The organism is Eisenbergiella porci (assembly GCF_009696275.1).
Taxonomy (GTDB): domain Bacteria; phylum Bacillota; class Clostridia; order Lachnospirales; family Lachnospiraceae; genus Eisenbergiella; species Eisenbergiella porci.
The window spans coordinates 43,154-60,582 of sequence record NZ_VUMI01000026.1; the positions used below are offsets into that span (position 1 = coordinate 43,154).

Here is a 17,429-nt window from a genome sequence, read left to right on the forward strand (position 1 = left end):
TTGCGGTACAAAAAAGGCGTTTTCCCGCTTCCCACATTAACTTCCGCAGAAACTGTAATAAATTAGCAGTTGACAGAACCGGGCAAAGAATATAAATTAGTTATATAAACTATTTATATAAAATGGTTATATATTGTAAACCATATCTGCATAAAACATTGTATTTGTATTATTTTGCATGAATATGTACAGGAGGGAAAATGCCAAAACAGAAAATCACCCGGGAAATGGTAATAGAAGCCGCTTTCGATATCGCGCGACGGGAGGGGATGGAAAAGGTAATCGTTAAGAATATTGCGGATAAGCTGGGCTGTTCCGTACAGCCGATTTACAGCTATTGTTCCAATATGGAAGGACTGAAGGCGGCCCTGACAGAACGCACGGGCACATTTATGAAGGAATATCTGGCGGCTCATATTGAAAAAAAAGATTATTTCAGGAGCATGGGCCGGGCGCAGCTGCGTTTTGCCAGAGAGGAGCCTCAGCTGTTTCAGCTGTATTTTCTCAGACGCCGCAGTGACATCCATTCCCTGCAGGAGCTGTATTCCAAAGAAAGCAGCCGCGAGGTTGCAAAATTTATATCCGATACGCTGCAGATTACCATGGCGCAGGCGGAACAGCTGCATCTGCATATGATAATCTACACAATGGGAATCGCGTCAATTCTGGCGACCTCTTGCTCCCACATTCCGGAGGAAGAGCTTATGACGCAGCTGGAAACAGCCTGCGATGCCTTTCTGGCAGAAATAAGGAGAAAAAACAATGAATAAAATTCTGATCATCTATTACACGAAAACGGGTTTTACGGAAAAATACGCTCAGTGGGTCAGAGAAGAGACAAACTGTGAGCTTCTGCCCTACAGCCGCAGAGATACGGCGGATTTTACGGCATATGATACCATAGTATATGGCGGCGGCGTCCATGCGGGCGCCATCAATGGAATCAAATGGTTCAGGAAGAAAATGACGGAGCTGTCAGGAAAAAGGCTTGCGGTATTTGCCACAGGGGCTATGCCGCCGGATTTGCCGGAGCCGGAAAAGGCGCTGAAACAGAATTTTTCAGAGGAAGAATGGCAGAAGCTGAAAGTGTTTTATCTTCCTTCCGGCCTAAATTATGAAAAAATGGGAGCCGTTGACCGGGCCATGATGGCCATGTTCCGCAGTCTTATGAAGAAAAAAGAAGGGGAGGACAGCGAAGCATACCGCGCCGTCAGCGCTTCCTATGATATATCTTCAAAGGAGTACCTGAAGCCGCTGCTGCAATATCTGAAGGAAAACTGAAACAGCCCTCCCTGTTCCGGACAAAGTAAAATTCCGGCCGCCTACAGGACGCCAATCAGATCAATCAGCGTAAATATTGCCATAAGCACCGGCTGATGCAGCATATAAACCGGAAGCGTATTTTTTCCCAGGAACTCCAGCGGCTGGCATTTCGGCTTCTCCAGAAGCGGCAGGCGTACAGAAGAGGCGGGAATGCCGCGGCCCGCGGAAGCGTTCCGCAAAAAAGCATACCGCTCAGCGGCCTTTTGACGCAGAAGCGCCGCCCACAGAATCAGCTGCCAGGTAAAATAGCCGCTGAAAAACAGGAAAATCCAAGGTATCAGCGGAAAATAATCGGTAGAATAAAATCCATCGTAAGGGAAGCCCAGCACCATCATGATTTTTCCCTGATATAGAAAACGGGGAAGCTCCAGAAGGCGGAAACTTTCAAACCCCAGATAGCCGTAGGGGGCTTCCTTTGTAAGCAGAAACAGCAGGAAGCTTACGGGAAGCCCGGCAAAAGCCGGAATCCGTGAAAGCAGCGGATTCAGCAGGGCCGTAATCAGCGTGGCCAGGCCGAAAAAGCTGAGGATTCCCATAATTACAATGGCGTCAGGCATCACAAAAGCCGTAGCCAGCGTGATAATGATCCCGCAGCCGGTCAGAAGCAGTCCCCTCTTTACCGGACGCCGTCCCAGACAGAAGCACATGCCGGAGAGGAAAATGAAAGTCCAGCAGATGCTCTGCTGCCATATCTGGCCCGGATCGTCCCGGAACCAGGGCATTCTGACATGGTAAAGATATGTCAGATCATAGGCCGCATGATAGGCAATCATGCTGAGCAGAGTAATCCCTCTTGTCATATCCAGTAAAGAATAACGGGGACGGGTATTTTCCATGAATCAGTCATTGCTCCCTTCTGCTGTTGTCAGCTTCTTACTATTTCCGTATCCATCGCGGGAAATTCGTTTTTCCAGGATTAGAATCAAAACAAAAGCGGCCAGGCAGATCAGGGTTATCACGATGCCCAGCGTCAGCCCCGCAGGATAATAATGCATTTCAACCGTATGCTCACCGGCCTCCAGGGAAAGGCTGATGAAGGTATCGTCAAACAGTCCCGGCTGCACCTCTTCACCGTCCACAAGCACCTTCCAGCCCGGTTCATAAGGTACGCTCAGCACCAGTTCACCGGCTTTGGAGACCTGGATATGTCCCCGGATATGGGTGGAATCAAAGGAATCCACTGTCATGGTTTCACTGCCCAGGATATCAATGGCCTGCGCCAGGATATCTTCATCCAGCCGGTACGCAGAAAGGCTGAGGGAGCTGCTGTCTTCGGAATGCAGGGAGATTACGTCCCCTTCATCATGCCAGCCCAGGTCGCAGATGTAATGGTATTTCAGCTTGGTAAAGGACTTGGACAGCGATTCAGATTCCATTTTCAGGGTATCCACTTTGGAATTTCCCACATAAGCGTAATAATGGCCGCTCTGCTGCGCCGTGACGATGGTTCCGTTTCCTTCTTCCTGGGAGGGCACGCTTTCAAACAGGGAGCTTTGCAGACCGAGGGCGCGTACCATCAGGTTCTGTGTTTCCAACGGATTGGAGCCTTCTCTGTCAAGGACGGCTTCCAGCACATCCGTCTGTGTATCCTCCACATTGCCGAGAAATTCATCCAGGGCGTCCGGATTTTCTGTCCCTTCCTCCGTCCCGGCCGCTCCGGAGGAGGAATCTCCGTCAGCAGGCGCGTCCGGCGAATCGGTGATATCAAAGCCCGGATGCTCACTCACCATAAAGCCCAGAGGAAGCGTATATTTACATTCATACAGATAAATATCCCCTTCGCTGTCAATGAGCGTATACAGGTTCGGATCCTCTTTGGAGGATTTGGAGAACATATAACGGACGGAGAGCAGCGAGGAGGTTAACGGCGTTGCGCCGTCAAAGCAGTAAAATACCTTGCTGTGGCTCATCCCCAGCTTTTCGTAGAACTCCTCCACCTGCCCGTTGGCCGTGGAAGAAAACAGGGAAGCGGTGGGATAGCCTATCATGGTGCCGTCGTTTTTCGTCACCCGGCTGAACTTTTCAAACCGGTAGAAATCCGGGTCCTGTTCCCTGATGCGATCCACCAGAAGCTGGTAATTGTCATGGTTTTCCAGATATTTGCTCCTGCTGGTCACGGAAACGCTTGTCTGATACATATTGATGGAGGCTTCCGCGGTCACCACAACCAGGGTGAGGACGGCCAGCAGCTTCAGGTTGAAGTTCTTCTTTTTATAATAATAAGCAAAAATTCCATACAGACATAAAAATACGGCAGTCAGCAGGAAGGTTTCCACGGCAAATGCTTCATCGTCCTTCAGCAGCTTTTCACACAGCAGCACAAAGCCCAGGGACAGGCAGCAGCTGACGCCCAGGGACTTGAAGGAGCACTCCCGGATGCGCAGCACCGCCTCGCAGCACAGGGTGAGCAGCAGGAATATATACATAAAGGACTGGCGGCAGGGAAGGGAATCCGGGTAGTTCATGCCATGCCACATGAAATTCAACACATTAGTGGAAAAGCTTACCAGCAGAAACGCCAGGAGGCCCAGTCTTGCAGCCTTTTCCCGGAGGGAAATTTTGGCATTGGAAACATACAGCGGAACCAGCAGGAAAACCGCAACGCCGCAGTAAATGTTCGGCCAGTGATCCAGCCCCGTTTCCACTGCCACATCCATGCAGTGCCTTGCCAGCATGTCGATGGTGGAGAAATAGAAGGTCAGCTTGGAGGGAAAGTTGAAGTCGCTGAATTTCGTCAGATGCAGCGCTGAATATTCCGGTATTAACAGTATGGCCGCCATGCCTCCCGCCAATACGGAAAAAAGCGCAAAACGCAGTACAGCGCCGCCCATCCGGCGAAGGGAGCTGCAGTGGGACACAAGCAGCACCAGGAAATACAGCACCAGGAAAATACATACCATGATGGAAATATAGTAATTGGACAGGATGCACAGCGCAAGGCTGATGCAGTACAGCCTGTATTTCCCTTCAGTCACCAGCTTTTCAAGCCCCAGGGCTATCAGGGGGAACAGGAAAATACAATCCAGCCACATCACGTTCCAGTTATAGGCCGCCAGATAGCCGGACATGGCATAAAAAACGGCAAAGGGAACCACGGCCGCGCTTCTGGTTTTAAAATGCCGGGTAAGATACCAGGAAAAGGTAAAACCGCTGAAGCCGATTTTCAGGATGACCAGATAGGACATGAATTCGATCAGGTATTTATCCGGGAAAAGAGCCACAAGCCAGTTGAAGGGACTTGCCATATAATAGGCGTAAAGCGCAAGAAAATTAGAGCCCACGCCCACATTCCAGGAATAGGAAAGGCTGTCCCCGCTTCGGATTTTGCTGAGCATTTCAGAAAGAAAGGGGACGTACTGGTGGTACATGTCCGAGTGCATGAAGCTTTCATCGCCAAACGGGAAAATGCCGTTGATAATGAAAATCGCCAGCATGATCAGAAAAGGAATGGCAAAGGAAAGCAGGCAGGCCCAGTTGCTTCTTATCCATCTGCCAGGGGAAGGAGGTTCTGAGGCTGCCGTTTTGGATGGGTTGTTGCGGGCCGCGCGGCCCGCCGTCATTGTATTCATGAATTTCATTTTTGTCGTTGTACCTCCGGAGCTGTAATTGGGTTACGCTTATGTGGCCGTGCGGTTTTTCCGGCGTGGGAAATTAGCCGCCGTTACGCTTTGATGCATCAAAGATCTGGTAATACTGATAGCCTCTGTAGCCGGAAAGCAAATCCTTCTGATCGTCCGCATTCGTAAAGGTACCGTCTTTAAGCTCCACATGGTTGGCGGAGATTACGGGCGCCTCCCCGGAAAAAGCGGCCAGATAGCTGAAATAATCAGGAAGGGGAAGGCCTGCGGCCTGAAGCGTCTGAAAGCCCAGATAATTGGCGCTGGTTTCCACGCCCGTGGTTTCCTCAATATCATAATTGGCCCAGATGATGAAAGGAACCTTGTAACGCCGTGACAGTTCTTCCTCAGTCAGCGTTGCATTACGCTTCCCATTGAGCTTCCATACCGGCTCCACAACGGAGTTGGTAGGCTGATGATCACCGAAGAAAACAATAATGGTTTCTTCCTCCTGCCCTTCAAAATAGGCAATCAGCTCCTGCAGCGCCTCGTCCGAAAGCTTCATCAGGGATAAATAATTGTTCAGGGCTGTGGAATTGGCGCCCTCCACGGTAATATCCGGCTGGAAATTATCGAAGCTTTCCGTATAAGAAGAATGGTTCTGCATCGTTACGTTGAATACGAACAGCGGTTCTCCGGGTTCTTTCTTTTCGTAGGTTTCAATAATTTTCTCAAAATCCGATTTATCACTTACATACTCTCTCACAAGAAGCGGATTTTTATAATCGGGCAGAAAATGCATTTCCTGAAAGCCCAGGTCCGGATAAACCTTATCCCGATCCCAGCCGGTCGCCTTGTAAGGGTGCATGGCTACCGTTTTATAGCCAAGGGAAGCCAGGTGGGAGGCCATGGAAGGCGTTTCTGCCTTGATGTACTGCTGGTAGGGGATGCTGCCGGTGGGAAGAAAGGCCATGGTATTCCCCGTCAGGTATTCAAACTCGGTATTTGCAGTATTTCCCCCCAGGACTGAAACATTCAGCCATCCGGAAACCGTGTTGTCCGCGCCGTCCATCATGCTGTGCATAAAAGGCATATAATCTTCATTGGTCTGAAAATCCGCAAGCACGGCCGGATCGGAAAAGGCTTCGTCCATGATGACGATAATGTTCGGTTTTTTCTCCGGTTCCTCCGAGGGCTGTGCATAGGCGGCTAGCTCCTCCCGGGCAGCATCCGCGTTGTAGCCGGCCGGTTTGTCTACGGAGATATAACGCAGCTCCATGACAAAGGCCAGCGCCGTGCCGTTCTTGAAGCTGATGGTGGTCGGGGTAAAAAGCTTGTCATACAGCCGCAGCTTCTGCTGGACGATTTCGTCGGAATGGAACATACCGCCGAAGGCCACCAGCAGGGCGCATACAACGGCAGCCGTGGGTATGCGGAATTTCCAGGTTCCTTTTTTCAGTGTATACCTGCAGAAAAATTCCAGTATCAGCAGAACCAGAAAGCCGATAACCACAAGAAGCGCCTGTTTGTCCAGCGTATATTCATAGTTGTCCGCAACGCTTGCGGCGGTGCTGATAGAGAACAGATCCCAGGGCTGAATCGGTACGGAACGGAAATTCAGCACGAAATAATTCACCAGCCCATACAGGAAAAAGAAAAGCGTTTCCGTCATCAGCGCCGCATGCAGCCGGCCGAACAGGGCGAAAAGCAGCAGGGCAACCAGCTCAAACATTACGATATTGAGCACCTGCGGAGTTGCCTTCATGGTTTTCCAGGGATTATGGGTAAACCATTCCAGCAGATAAAAGGTTACGATTGGATAAAGCAGCAGCAAAATCAGGTTCAGCCTGCTTTCCTTTATTTTCTTTAGAAATTTCATTTTTACTCCCATCTTGTTTTTCCATACGGATCAGAATACCCCATGATTCTTGTTACATTCTAGTCAGCGATATGGTGACTGTCAAGAGAAGCGGCGAAGAATTCATAATTTGGAAAGAAAAAATAATTATACCGAACACGGAAATACGAAATACAGAACGAGAGAATCGGGCAGCGCGGTTGACAGAAGAAATACGTAATTGTAATATGAAAAAACCGGCAGCCGCAGGGCAGGTAAGCGCATTTGCGGCAGCAGTACAATCAACAGGGAGGATTAACAAAAATGCATATAGCTGAGGATATTATAAAAAGGGTGGAGGCCCAGTTTAAAATGGACTGCGCGCTGGATCCGTCCGGCGAAGCAGGAAAACGCGGTTATTTAATAGGAAGAAGGCCGAAAATGCCGGATCAGACCTTTATGACTGATACGGCCTATGGCTGGCTTATGAGAGAGCGTATGGAAAAAGCGGCGGCAGGCATTGACTATGGAATTGATTCCAGGGCAAGGGTATATGAAGGGATGGATCTGTTTTTCAGGGCGATTCTGTTCTGCGGGAAAGGGTATCTTATGGCGGATGAGGCAATTTATGACTGGTGCTGCCGTGAATACGGGGGACAGGGACCGGAGCCGGAATGGTTCTGCCGTTTTTCAAACCTGCGCAGGCTGGATGACTGCCTTCGCAGCCAACGCAGGGAGATTGCGGATACCCATATTTATTTTCTCCCTGGAATGCAGGAAACGGCGGTAAAACCGGATTTTGAGGTCAGATGGCTGGAAGAAGGGGAGCTGCCCGACTGGAAGGAGGGGCGGCAGTTCCGCCATGCCATCTGCGGTTCTGAGCTGATGCCGGATGTGCTGGCTGTTGCTGCAATTATTGACGGAAAAGTGGCTGCTGTGGCCGGGGCCAGTGAGGACAGTCCGCTGATGTGGCAGATTGGAATTGACGTGCTGCCCGAATTTGCGGGCCGTGGCCTGGCCTCCAGTCTGGTTGCCCTGCTGAAACAGGAGATCCTTGCCAGAGGAAAAATCCCCTTCTACGGCACCGCGGAATCCCACGGGCTTTCCAGGAGCGTTGCCATAAACGCCGGCTTTTTCCCGGCGTGGGCCGAGGTATATGTCAGACGCAGGCAATGAAGCCCAATTAATTAAGAAAATCTTTTCTGTGACGTTGCGGTCAAGTATGGTAGAATAAAAGTAACTGCTGAAGTGATGGACAGTTATAAACGAAGGCGGCGGCAGATGCCGCCCTGAAAAGAAAGAACCGGAGAGAATAGGAATGAAAAACAGTAAATTAATGAAGGAGCTGGTTCCCATAGCCGCCCTGCTTCTTTTTATCATTGTGGTGTTGGTAATGTGCGCAGTCAGTGCCAGGCAGAAAAAGGGGCCGTCCGGTACGGGACCGGATACAGAGGCGGTGCAGGAAACGGAAAGCGAAACGGAAAGCGGCGGCGAAACGGCGGAAAGCACGGAGGAAGCCTCAGATGAAACGGGAGAAAATACCGGCAAAGAGGATCCTGTGGAGGTTCAGGAGACGATTGAGCTGGATGCCGAGGAACCTGTGGAAACGGAAAGCGCGCCGGATGCTGTGAAGGACGCGCCTCCTGCCGTATCCGGCTCCAATGTGCCGGACACGGCGCAGGTAAGCACAAATACGGCGACGGTTATTGTAAAGAAAACGAATACCCAGATGCTCGCAGAAATGATGGATTACTGGCAGAAGGATAATGTGGAAGCCGTAGAGGATCTGAGCGGGCTGGCACATTACCGCGCCATGTCGGCCTCACTGAAAAGTTCAGCTTATTTTTATTACTACGGGGACAGGAATGAGCAGGGCCGCCCGGAGGGAACGGGCATTGCCGTTTACGGAGAGGATCAGTATTACTACGGAGAATGGAAGGACGGCCTGCGCAGCGGGAAGGGAATGTGGCTGAAAATGTACTGTCAGGACAATACTGCTTCCTTTGATCCGGTTCTGGTTACCCATAGCTATGAGGGTGCCTGGCTGGACAATCTGCCCAACGGGGAAGGCCAGGAGCACTATGATCTGGATATCGGCAGGGCAGCCCCGGAGAGCCGGTATTTTCAGAATGTGATCGGCAATTTCAAGGACGGGCTGTACCATGGAAATATGTATATCAACACGCTGAATGCCGACGGCAACGTGCAGGAATGGCGCGGTGAAGCGAAGGAAGGTGTGTTTAAGACCTTTGAAGGAAGGGATCTGGAAGGCAGGGTGCCGATTTGCCAGGATGTACAGAACCCGGACAGCCATATGTGGATCCATCCGCTGGAAAACAAGGATCAGGGGCTGAAGGAGGTAAGGGTTCAGGTAAAAAACAGAAAGGAATAAAGCCAGGGACAGTTGTAAAAAGGGGAACGAACGGCTTTGCCGGAAGCAGGCGGCCGTATTATAAATAATAAGGGGGTAAAAGGTATGGCAAGATACCAATGTGGAATCTGTGGTTACATTTTTGACGAAGAAAAGGAAGGGAAGCTCTTTTCAGAGCTGGAAAAATGTCCGGTGTGCGGGCGTTCGCCGGATAACTTACGTTTGCTGGAGGAGCAGCCTGCGGCTGTGCCGGAAACGGAAACTGCGGAAGCTGGCACGCAGACAGGCCTGAAAGCTGCCGGGGAAACGGAAGCGCCGGCCGGCGCTGCATGCACAGATGAAAATAGTGAACCCCAGACTCTTGCCTATCCGGAGAAATGGAGAAGGCAGGATGAAAATATCCGGTACATGGCTCAGATTCACGAAATGGCGGTTTCAGGAAAGCCCCTTATTGAGGCCATGGGGACACAGATGCCCATGCCCTGCTGGGATGACATACTTATTCTGGGGGCGCAGCTGAATCCGCCGCCGCTGGATGAGCATGCCCATGTGGATACGACCACCGTTATCGGCCCGAATGCCAAGAAGCCGCTTATACTGGACAATCCGGTATACATATCCCACATGTCCTTCGGCGCGCTTTCAAAGGAAGCCAAGATATCCCTGGCGAGAGGAAGCGCTCTGGCGCATTCGGCCATGTGCAGCGGCGAAGGCGGGATTCTGCCGGAGGAAAGGGAAGCGGCGGCCAAATATATTTTTGAATATGTGCCCAATCTGTACAGTGTGACGCCGGAGAACCTGCGGCGCGCTGATGCCATAGAAATCAAGATCGGCCAGGGTACCAAGCCCGGCATGGGAGGACATCTTCCGGGAGGCAAGGTGACTCCGGAAATCGCAGCCATCCGTAATAAGCCCCTGGGACAGGACGTTATCAGCCCGTCCAGATTCCCGGGAATCAATACCAGAGAGGATTTGCGGGCGCTGGTTGACAAACTGCGCTGTGAATCGGACGGCAGGCCGATCGGGATCAAGATCGCAGCGGGAAGAATTGAACGGGATCTGGAATACTGTGTCTTTGCCGGTCCGGATTTTATTACTATCGACGGAAGAGGCGGCGCAACAGGGGCGAGCCCGCGTCTGGTGCGTGATTCCACAAGTGTTCCCACTGTATTTGCACTTTACCGGGCAAGGAAATATCTGGACAGCGTGAAATCCGATATTTCCCTGGTGATTACGGGAGGGCTGCGGGTATCCTCGGATTTTGCAAAGGCGATTGCCATGGGAGCCGACGCGGTGGCGGTGGCTTCGGCGGCGCTGATGGCAGCGGCCTGCCAACAGTACCGGATTTGCGGCAGCGGAAAATGTCCGGTAGGAATCGCCACACAGGATGAGACACTGAGAGCACGCCTTAAGATGGATGCGGCGGCAGCGAGAGTGGCAAACTATCTCAACTGCTCCCTGGAGGAACTGAAAACCTTCGCCCGCATCACAGGGCATGAGAGACTGCATGATCTAAGCGTTGAGGATTTATGCACCATCAGCCGGGAAATATCGGAATTTACCAATATTCCCCATGCATAAGGAAAAATCAGCAGTTCAGCCGGCCGGTGCGTTTACAGTGCTGACCGGCTGAAAGTCATCCGGAAGTACAAAATATTAATTTCGCAGGTGGTTTTGAATGGAATTTTGCATGTAACTGTGATGGAACAGGACAGTTATGCAAAAACTTTAGTTAAATTGCTTATATAAATAGGAAGGAACAGCAGATTGTTTTACTTGCGGGCTGCTGTTTTTTCTATTATACTGGAATGGTTAGCTAGTTAAGAGTTAGAAAGTGGTGTTAAAATGAGTGAAAAACAAAAGAAAAATGCAGCTGTAAATGGCGCGGCGTCCCAGGCGGCGGGAGAGGGAAAGCAGCCGGAACGCGTTATGACTAATAAGATGGGAACCATGCCCATGAACAGGCTGCTTCTGTCCATGGCCCTTCCCATGATGGTTTCCATGCTGGTGCAGGCCCTTTACAACATTGTGGACAGTGTGTTCGTATCCATGATCAATGAAAATGCACTGACCGCTGTTTCCCTGGCGTTCCCTATCCAGTCGCTGATGATCGCCCTCAGCACGGGAACCGGCGTCGGCGTCAATGCGGTCCTTTCCAGAAGCCTGGGAGAGCGGGATCAGGAGAATGTTAATAAAGCGGCGGAAAACGGCGTTTTCCTTGCGATTATGTCCTACGTGGTATTTCTGATAGTCGGAGTACTGATTGCGAAGCCGTTTTATTTAAGCCAGACAAAGGATCAGGAAATCGTATCCTACGGCGTAACCTATCTGACGATTGTATGTATCTGTTCTATCGGTATGTTTACCCAGATGACCTTTGAAAAGCTGCTGCAGTCCACCGGACGGACCATGTATACCATGATTACCCAGAGTCTGGGCGCAGTGATTAATATTATTTTCGACCCTATTTTGATTTTCGGCCTCTTTGGCTTTCCCAAAATGGGCGTTGCGGGCGCAGCGGCGGCTACGGTATTCGGACAGATTGTGGCGGCAGGGCTGGCAATTATCTTTAACCTGAAGGTGAACAAGGATATCCATCTGAATTTCAGAAAATTCCGTCCTGAGAAAAAAATGATCGGCAGGATTTATGCCGTAGGCATCCCGTCTATTATCATGCAGGCAATCGGCTCTGTCATGACCTATGGCATGAACCTGATTCTGATTCAGTTTACTTCAACTGCCACGGCGGTCTTCGGCGTTTATTTCAAGGTGCAGAGCTTTGTGTTCATGCCGGTATTCGGCCTGAATAACGGAATGGTTCCTATTGTGGCCTATAATTACGGCGCGGGCAACCGGAAACGTGTGAAGCATGTGGCAAAGCTGAGTATCATTTATGCGGTGTCCATCATGATGGTGGGGCTCCTTGTTTTCCAGATTTTCCCGGACAAGCTGCTGGCTATGTTCAACGCTTCGGAACATATGCTGACAATCGGCGTGCCTGCCCTTAGAATCATCAGCCTGAGCTTTATGTTTGCCGGCTTCTGTATTGTTATCGGCAGTGTATTCCAGGCTTTGGGCAACGGTGTTTACAGTCTGGCGGTATCTGCGGCAAGACAGCTTTTAGTGCTGCTTCCCGCAGCCTATCTGCTTTCCCTGACCGGTAAGGTGGAAAACGTATGGTGGGCATTCCCGATTGCGGAACTTATGTCGCTGACTGTCACCCTGTTCTTCTATGCGAGAATTAATAAAAAGATTATCAGCAAAATCGGAGAAAACGCAGCAGATTTGGTATAGAAGGCATATAAGAGAAGAGGTAAATTTGATGCAGGAGAAAAAGAAAATTACCGTAAGAGAAGGCGGCTGGGGAGATTATGAGCTGTTGAGAGCGGCCATACGGGAAGAACAGCATATCCATGCGGTAAACCGGCCGGATATTTTTGCCGACCTGGAGGACAGCCCGTTTGGCAGGGAAGATTTTGAAAAGCTGATGGAGGAGGAAAATTCCTTCTTCCTGGTAGCCGAGGCAGACGGCAGGGCTGCGGGCATATGTAATGTCAAGCTGAAGCAGGCTCCGGCCCACCCGGTGGTGGTGCCCAGACGCTATGCCTACATTGACGATATCTGCATCTTTGAAGATTTCAGGCATATGGGTGTGGGAAAAGCGCTCTATGAGGCGTTGGCGGACATAATCAGGCCGATGGGAATCAACAGGGTGGAACTGAAGGTATGGGCCTTTAATGAATCGGCCATGGGCTTTTATAAAGCGCTGGGAATGAATCCTCAGAATATTATTATGGAAGGCAGGGTATAGCTTTGCCAGGCAGTTATGCCTGTGCTTCAAAATAAGAATAACAGGCCCGAAAGGCAGATGGCATACATACTTCATGGGTATCTGCCATTTCCCTTTCGGGCTTAATTTATTCCCGTAGCTGCGGAACACATAGGATCTGTAAGAAGTTGGTCCGTAGCTGTGGGAGATAAATATCATGATATTAAGCCAGGGCATCCGTCCTTATCAGTCTTCGATAGCAGCCTTCCGGCTGTTGATTTCCTTAAAGATATTCACATCGATCTTAGGTGTCCTGTCATAGTAATAGATGCCGTTCTGTTCCTGTTCCACGTCTGTCAGCTGTGTATAGCAGAAGCCGAACATCCTGGGATTGTCAAGAAGCGCATCGGTAAGTCCTTTATATCTGGATATGTACTCTTCCTCAGTCCTGGGGCCGTTTCCATATCCCCAGGCCTTTTCGTCCGTGCTGCCGGGAGCCCATTTGATTCCGCCGTATTCGCTGACGAACATCGCCTGCCCTTCTTTGTACTGCTGCCTGTCGCCCAGACGGTCGTGGAATACGCCCGTACCATTTTTAAACGGCTCATAAGTGGCGGCAAATGCTTCGGGATCCTGCTCATAGTCATGCACGTCAAAGATATCCGTAACAACGTGGTAGTTGCCGCTGGTATCGATGCAGGGACGGGTGGTGTCATACTGCTTGGTGATCTTCCATGTGAGGGCAAGAAGGCTGTCAATCTGTCTGCGTCCCTCAAAATCCCAGGTTTCATTGAAAGGACACCAGCCTACGATGGCGGGATGGTTGAAATCTCTTTCAATCGACTGGATCCATTCCGGAATAAATGCCTCATAGCCGGAATAGGAGGAATGATCAAAGCCCCAGTTTGCCATTTCGCCCCAGGCCAGATAACCCAGCCTGTCGCAGTGATAGAGGAAGCGGGGTTCAAATACCTTCTGGTGCAGCCTGGCTCCGTTGAAGCCTGCCGCCATGGAAAGGCGGATATCATTTACCAGAGCCTCGTCGGAGGGCGCCGTATAAATGCCATCGGGATAGAATCCCTGATCCAGGATCAGACGCTGGAATACGGACTTGCCGTTAATCAGGAAGCGGTAGCCGTCCAGCTTCACTTCACGGAGGCCAAAGTAGCTGCTCACTTTGTCATCGCCGAAGGAAAGCTGCAGATCATAAAGGCGTCCTGCCCCTGCTTCCCAGAGATGGATTTCGCTCAGGGGGATGGTGACGATTACGTTGCCGGAATCCGTCCTGGCGGATGCGCTTCCGCAGGCGGTTCCCTCATAGGAAGCGGCGGCGCTGAAGATGCCTTCCCCTTCCACTACTGCCTTGATGGTTACGGAGCCTTCCGCTACATTCGGGTAATACTGGACGCTGCAGATATGTGCGGCAGGCGTGAATTCCATCCATACGGTCTGCCAGATACCTGTGGTTCTGGTATAGGAGCAGTCATGTGAATAGAAGCGGTCGCTCTGCTTGCCGATGGGCTGCATAGGGCTTCTGGTATCATCCTGTGCACATACCACCAGATGATTCTCCCCTTCCTTCAGAAGCGTGGAAATTTCCAGGGCAAAGGACACATAGCCTCCCTTGTGCCTTCCCGCCTCCGTGCCATTAACAAATACACGGCAGTCATAATCCACGGCGCCGAAATGCAGGTAAACCTTTCCCTGCAGCTGTTCTGCGCTGACGGTAACGGTGCGGTGATACCATACGGCTGCGATAAAGTCCGTGTAGCCGACGCCGCTCAATTCACTTTCAGGGCAGAAGGGCACCAGGATCTTGTCCTTAAAATCCGTCCTTTTTCCAAAGCCTCTTTCCAGCCCGCTGTTGTTCAAATCAAGTTCAAAATCCCATGTTCCGTTCAGGTTCATCCAGTCCTCGCGTACAAACTGCGGAAAAGGATGTTCCGGTCTAGGTATATTCCCCATAATTTCCTCCATTCTGCCGGATGCCCCGGCTCATCTTGCGTTACTTGAAGTATACAGCTATAATATAGGTTAATAAATGGAAATTACACGCAAAATATTGAGGAAAACACGCATTATGGAACAAATCATTACATTCCTCCCGGGCCAGCTGCCGGGAGAGCCGGTTTTTCAGATTGAGATGACGGGAATTACCTATCCTGACAGCCATTATCATATAGAAAGGGAGAATTCCTCCATCTATATCCTTGAGTATATTATGGAAGGGGAAGGCCTGCTGCGGATCGGGGAGGAAACCTACCGTCCGGCAAAGGGGGACGTTTATCTGCTTCCCCGGGGAAAAAGCCATTTTTACCAGGCCGATGCGGCCAATCCATGGAAAAAAATATGGATGAATGTAAAAGGAAGCCTGTGCGACACCCTTGTGGAAGGCTTCGGCCTGGGGGAGACGGTCCTTTTCCGGGACTGCCCGGTCTATCCTTTATTCCGGGAGTTCCTTCATGTCTGTGAAAAAAAGGAGGGCAGCGGGACCGAGGTGGCACGCAGGACCTCCCTCCTTTTCCATGAAATCCTTCTTCAGCTGGCCGCCCATGCAGCGGCGGGGGCGGAGCCGGAAATACGGCTTCCGGAGACTGCGGTTGCAGTTAGGAAATATGTGGATGAGCATATTTATGAACGCCTGAGTATTGAACAGCTGGCAAAGGAAGCCAGCCTTTCCCCTTCCCAGCTGACTCGGGTTTTCCGGAAGGCATATGGCCAGACACCCTATGAATATGTGCTGTCCCGGAAAATAGACACGGCCTGCCTGCTTTTGAGAAACACGGGGATGACGGTGAAGGAGGTTGCTTACCGGCTGCAGTTTTCGGATGAGCACTATTTTGCCAACATATTCCGGCAGAAAAAGGGACTGCCGCCGGGAAAATACAGGATTACCGGGGACATTGGAACATAACCGTTACAGTCCGGGCAGGTCTGGGCAGTTACGGTTCAGACCAGGCTGAACCGTAATATATAACCCGGAAAAACCGGATCCGAAAACACTGTAATAAAGTCTTGTTTTTCATTCTTCGGGATGCTATGATGATAAAAAATAAAGCTTTACGGCTGGACGATAAAATATAATCAGGCGGAACCGGTAATGAAGGAAGGCAAGTTTTCATTTTCGAATAAAAAACAGACCAGTGTGATGGCAGCGGCGGCAGTGTTGGGACTGCTCATTTTTTCGCTTCTGGTCTGGATGGTACGGGCGGACAGATTGGAAACAAGGCGAACGATTCTGGATATCAGCGACATTTATCTGGCGGAGATGGCGGATTATCCCGCAGCATGGAAGAAGCATATCCTTCATCAAATTCCGCCTGCCCTTCCAGGTAATCGAACAGGTTCCTGCCCACTGCACCATCATCCCCGTCATGGCTGATGATATAATTCCCGTTTGTGTCAATAATGTTCCCATAAGCATTGGCGCCTTCTCTGTAAAGCGACAGTCTTTCCCCCAGATACGAACAGAAAACCATGACAAACCGTTACTGGCGCTGTCAAATCAAAAGCAGCAGGGCCTGCTCGGAATAAATATTTATAATACGAACGAAACAGATCCCCGTAAATTTGAGTATCTGATCGCAGTATCAAGTGACAAAGATACGCGAAACGATATCACAGAATACACCATACCGGCCATGACATGGGCAATTTTCCCCTGCACGCTGGAAACCATCGGAAAAACGGAAGCCATGGCAATCACAAAATGGCTGCCCAAATCCAAATACCGGCCCTTAAATAAAGGCTACCTTACAGGCAGAATGAAATCAGGAGCGCCGGATATCGAATACTATGGAAAGGACGGCCTTGTAGAGATTTGGATTGCTTTTTTCATGTCCATGATTTATGCAGATTCACAGAAATCCTTCTTAACGCCAAACCCTCCCAACACATTTATAACGTAGGAAATAAAGAAACCGTAACAATCCGCGAATGGGTGCATCTCTGCTATCGCGTCGCCGGCCGCCAGGCCGAATTTATAAATGTGCGCCAGGATATCGAACAAAGAAACTATTTCTGTTTTTATAACTACGAATACTGCCTCGATGTCCCCTCCCAAAATCAACTGATGCCAGAGCTCAAACACCTGCAGGAAGGTCTGAAAGAATCTTTCAGCTGGTACAAAAACAACTCACACAAAGTGAATAAAAAGCCCTACATAGAATACCTCGATAAAAAAGGTAACAGTTCGGCCCCCCAGACTCCTTTAAGAACGCTCACATAACCCATAAAACAATACGGGTATGGACTTGACAAAAGCCCATTCATTCATTATAGTAAAAAATAAATTGGCCACCCCGAAATTACAGGGTTCAGCCGCCATAATATCAAAGATAATGAAAAAGAGGAGTAAGCATCCCCCCTTCACAGAGAAGAACGTCCTGGCGCAATCCCTGCTGATTAAATATTAATCAACGACACACAAAATCCAAGCCAGGCTGGAAGACGTTCAGAAGAAAGGAATGCCGAAGGTAGCTTTGGAATCGGACCCCCAAAAGCAGACCCCATAAATTCTGCCCATTAAGGCCTCCCGCCTCATCCCCGTTAAAAGATGCCAAAGGCCAGGAA

The 17,429-nt window shown here is 50.3% G+C and carries 14 protein-coding genes; 10 read left to right on the plus strand and 4 right to left on the minus strand.

Annotated features, from left to right (window positions below; all coding sequences use genetic code 11):
* The first annotated feature begins 200 nt into the window (after positions 1–200).
* Together FYJ45_RS15955 and FYJ45_RS15960 are read left to right on the plus strand one after the other, a co-directional pair.
* Positions 201–770: a TetR/AcrR family transcriptional regulator gene (locus tag FYJ45_RS15955; RefSeq protein ID WP_154465694.1), complete on the plus strand. Its 570-nt coding sequence runs from the start codon at positions 201–203 to the stop codon at positions 768–770.
* Positions 763–1,281: a flavodoxin domain-containing protein gene (locus tag FYJ45_RS15960; protein WP_154465696.1), complete on the plus strand. Its 519-nt coding sequence runs from the start codon at positions 763–765 to the stop codon at positions 1,279–1,281. The genes FYJ45_RS15955 and FYJ45_RS15960 overlap by 8 nt, the downstream gene beginning before the upstream one ends.
* Positions 1,282–1,322: 41 nt before the next feature.
* Here the strand turns inward: FYJ45_RS15960 and FYJ45_RS15965 are convergent, their stop codons facing one another.
* The 3 genes from FYJ45_RS15965 to FYJ45_RS15975 form a co-directional block, all read right to left on the minus strand.
* Complete coding sequence (locus FYJ45_RS15965) at positions 1,323–2,159, minus strand: heparan-alpha-glucosaminide N-acetyltransferase (RefSeq protein WP_035323754.1); 837 nt, start codon at positions 2,157–2,159, stop codon at positions 1,323–1,325.
* Between the two features lie 3 nt (positions 2,160–2,162).
* Positions 2,163–4,901 carry a YfhO family protein gene (locus FYJ45_RS15970; RefSeq protein WP_154465698.1) on the minus strand — a complete coding sequence of 913 codons (2,739 nt, stop codon included), beginning with the start codon at positions 4,899–4,901 and terminating at the stop codon, positions 2,163–2,165.
* Between the two features lie 73 nt (positions 4,902–4,974).
* The gene (locus tag FYJ45_RS15975) at positions 4,975–6,759 is read right to left on the minus strand and encodes an LTA synthase family protein (protein WP_025490641.1); all 1,785 of its coding nucleotides are present in this window, start codon (positions 6,757–6,759) and stop codon (positions 4,975–4,977) included.
* Positions 6,760–7,041: 282 nt separating this feature from the next.
* On the opposite strand from FYJ45_RS15975, the gene FYJ45_RS15980 reads away from it, so the two are divergent.
* From FYJ45_RS15980 to FYJ45_RS16000, 5 genes are all read left to right on the plus strand, one after another.
* On the plus strand, positions 7,042–7,893 hold the full coding sequence (locus FYJ45_RS15980) for a GNAT family N-acetyltransferase (RefSeq protein WP_154465700.1): 852 nt from the start codon (positions 7,042–7,044) through the stop codon (positions 7,891–7,893).
* A gap of 142 nt (positions 7,894–8,035) precedes the next feature.
* A complete protein-coding gene (locus tag FYJ45_RS15985; RefSeq protein ID WP_154465702.1) occupies positions 8,036–9,109 on the plus strand; it encodes an MORN repeat-containing protein in 1,074 nt (357 codons plus the stop codon).
* An 84-nt stretch (positions 9,110–9,193) separates the two neighbouring features.
* On the plus strand, positions 9,194–10,669 hold the full coding sequence (locus tag FYJ45_RS15990; RefSeq protein WP_154465704.1) for a glutamate synthase-related protein: 1,476 nt from the start codon (positions 9,194–9,196) through the stop codon (positions 10,667–10,669).
* A 264-nt stretch (positions 10,670–10,933) separates the two neighbouring features.
* Entirely contained in the window at positions 10,934–12,382 is a 1,449-nt protein-coding gene (locus FYJ45_RS15995) for an MATE family efflux transporter (RefSeq protein WP_154465706.1), read from the plus strand.
* A gap of 28 nt (positions 12,383–12,410) precedes the next feature.
* A complete protein-coding gene (locus tag FYJ45_RS16000) occupies positions 12,411–12,899 on the plus strand; it encodes a GNAT family N-acetyltransferase (RefSeq protein WP_195841838.1) in 489 nt (162 codons plus the stop codon).
* Positions 12,900–13,103: 204 nt separating this feature from the next.
* On the opposite strand, the gene FYJ45_RS16005 is transcribed toward FYJ45_RS16000, so the two are convergent.
* Entirely contained in the window at positions 13,104–14,822 is a 1,719-nt protein-coding gene (locus tag FYJ45_RS16005) for a glycoside hydrolase family 2 protein (RefSeq protein WP_195841839.1), read from the minus strand.
* 115 nt (positions 14,823–14,937) lie between these two features.
* Between FYJ45_RS16005 and FYJ45_RS16010 the strand changes: the two genes are divergently transcribed.
* From FYJ45_RS16010 to FYJ45_RS16020, 3 genes are all read left to right on the plus strand, one after another.
* Entirely contained in the window at positions 14,938–15,771 is an 834-nt protein-coding gene (locus tag FYJ45_RS16010; RefSeq protein WP_025490648.1) for an AraC family transcriptional regulator, read from the plus strand.
* 186 nt (positions 15,772–15,957) lie between these two features.
* Positions 15,958–16,239 carry a hypothetical protein gene (locus FYJ45_RS16015; RefSeq protein ID WP_154465712.1) on the plus strand — a complete coding sequence of 94 codons (282 nt, stop codon included), beginning with the start codon at positions 15,958–15,960 and terminating at the stop codon, positions 16,237–16,239.
* Positions 16,232–16,765, plus strand: a complete 534-nt coding sequence (locus FYJ45_RS16020) for a GyrI-like domain-containing protein (RefSeq protein WP_154465714.1) — start codon at positions 16,232–16,234, stop codon at positions 16,763–16,765. Before FYJ45_RS16015 ends, FYJ45_RS16020 begins: the two co-directional genes overlap by 8 nt.
* The last annotated feature ends 664 nt before the right edge of the window (positions 16,766–17,429 follow it).

Coding starts and splice junctions, on each gene's coding strand:
- FYJ45_RS16000 (WP_195841838.1), top strand. CDS start 12,411: ATGCAGGAGAAAAAGAAAATTACCGTAAGAGAAGGCGGCTGGGGAGAT.
- FYJ45_RS16020 (WP_154465714.1), top strand. CDS start 16,232: ATGGCTGATGATATAATTCCCGTTTGTGTCAATAATGTTCCCATAAGC.
- FYJ45_RS16015 (WP_154465712.1), top strand. CDS start 15,958: ATGAAGGAAGGCAAGTTTTCATTTTCGAATAAAAAACAGACCAGTGTG.
- FYJ45_RS15985 (WP_154465702.1), top strand. CDS start 8,036: ATGAAAAACAGTAAATTAATGAAGGAGCTGGTTCCCATAGCCGCCCTG.
- FYJ45_RS15970 (WP_154465698.1), bottom strand. CDS start 4,901: ATGAAATTCATGAATACAATGACGGCGGGCCGCGCGGCCCGCAACAAC.
- FYJ45_RS15980 (WP_154465700.1), top strand. CDS start 7,042: ATGCATATAGCTGAGGATATTATAAAAAGGGTGGAGGCCCAGTTTAAA.
- FYJ45_RS15955 (WP_154465694.1), top strand. CDS start 201: ATGCCAAAACAGAAAATCACCCGGGAAATGGTAATAGAAGCCGCTTTC.
- FYJ45_RS16010 (WP_025490648.1), top strand. CDS start 14,938: ATGGAACAAATCATTACATTCCTCCCGGGCCAGCTGCCGGGAGAGCCG.
- FYJ45_RS15965 (WP_035323754.1), bottom strand. CDS start 2,159: ATGGAAAATACCCGTCCCCGTTATTCTTTACTGGATATGACAAGAGGG.
- FYJ45_RS15995 (WP_154465706.1), top strand. CDS start 10,934: ATGAGTGAAAAACAAAAGAAAAATGCAGCTGTAAATGGCGCGGCGTCC.
- FYJ45_RS15975 (WP_025490641.1), bottom strand. CDS start 6,759: ATGAAATTTCTAAAGAAAATAAAGGAAAGCAGGCTGAACCTGATTTTG.
- FYJ45_RS16005 (WP_195841839.1), bottom strand. CDS start 14,822: ATGGGGAATATACCTAGACCGGAACATCCTTTTCCGCAGTTTGTACGC.
- FYJ45_RS15960 (WP_154465696.1), top strand. CDS start 763: ATGAATAAAATTCTGATCATCTATTACACGAAAACGGGTTTTACGGAA.
- FYJ45_RS15990 (WP_154465704.1), top strand. CDS start 9,194: ATGGCAAGATACCAATGTGGAATCTGTGGTTACATTTTTGACGAAGAA.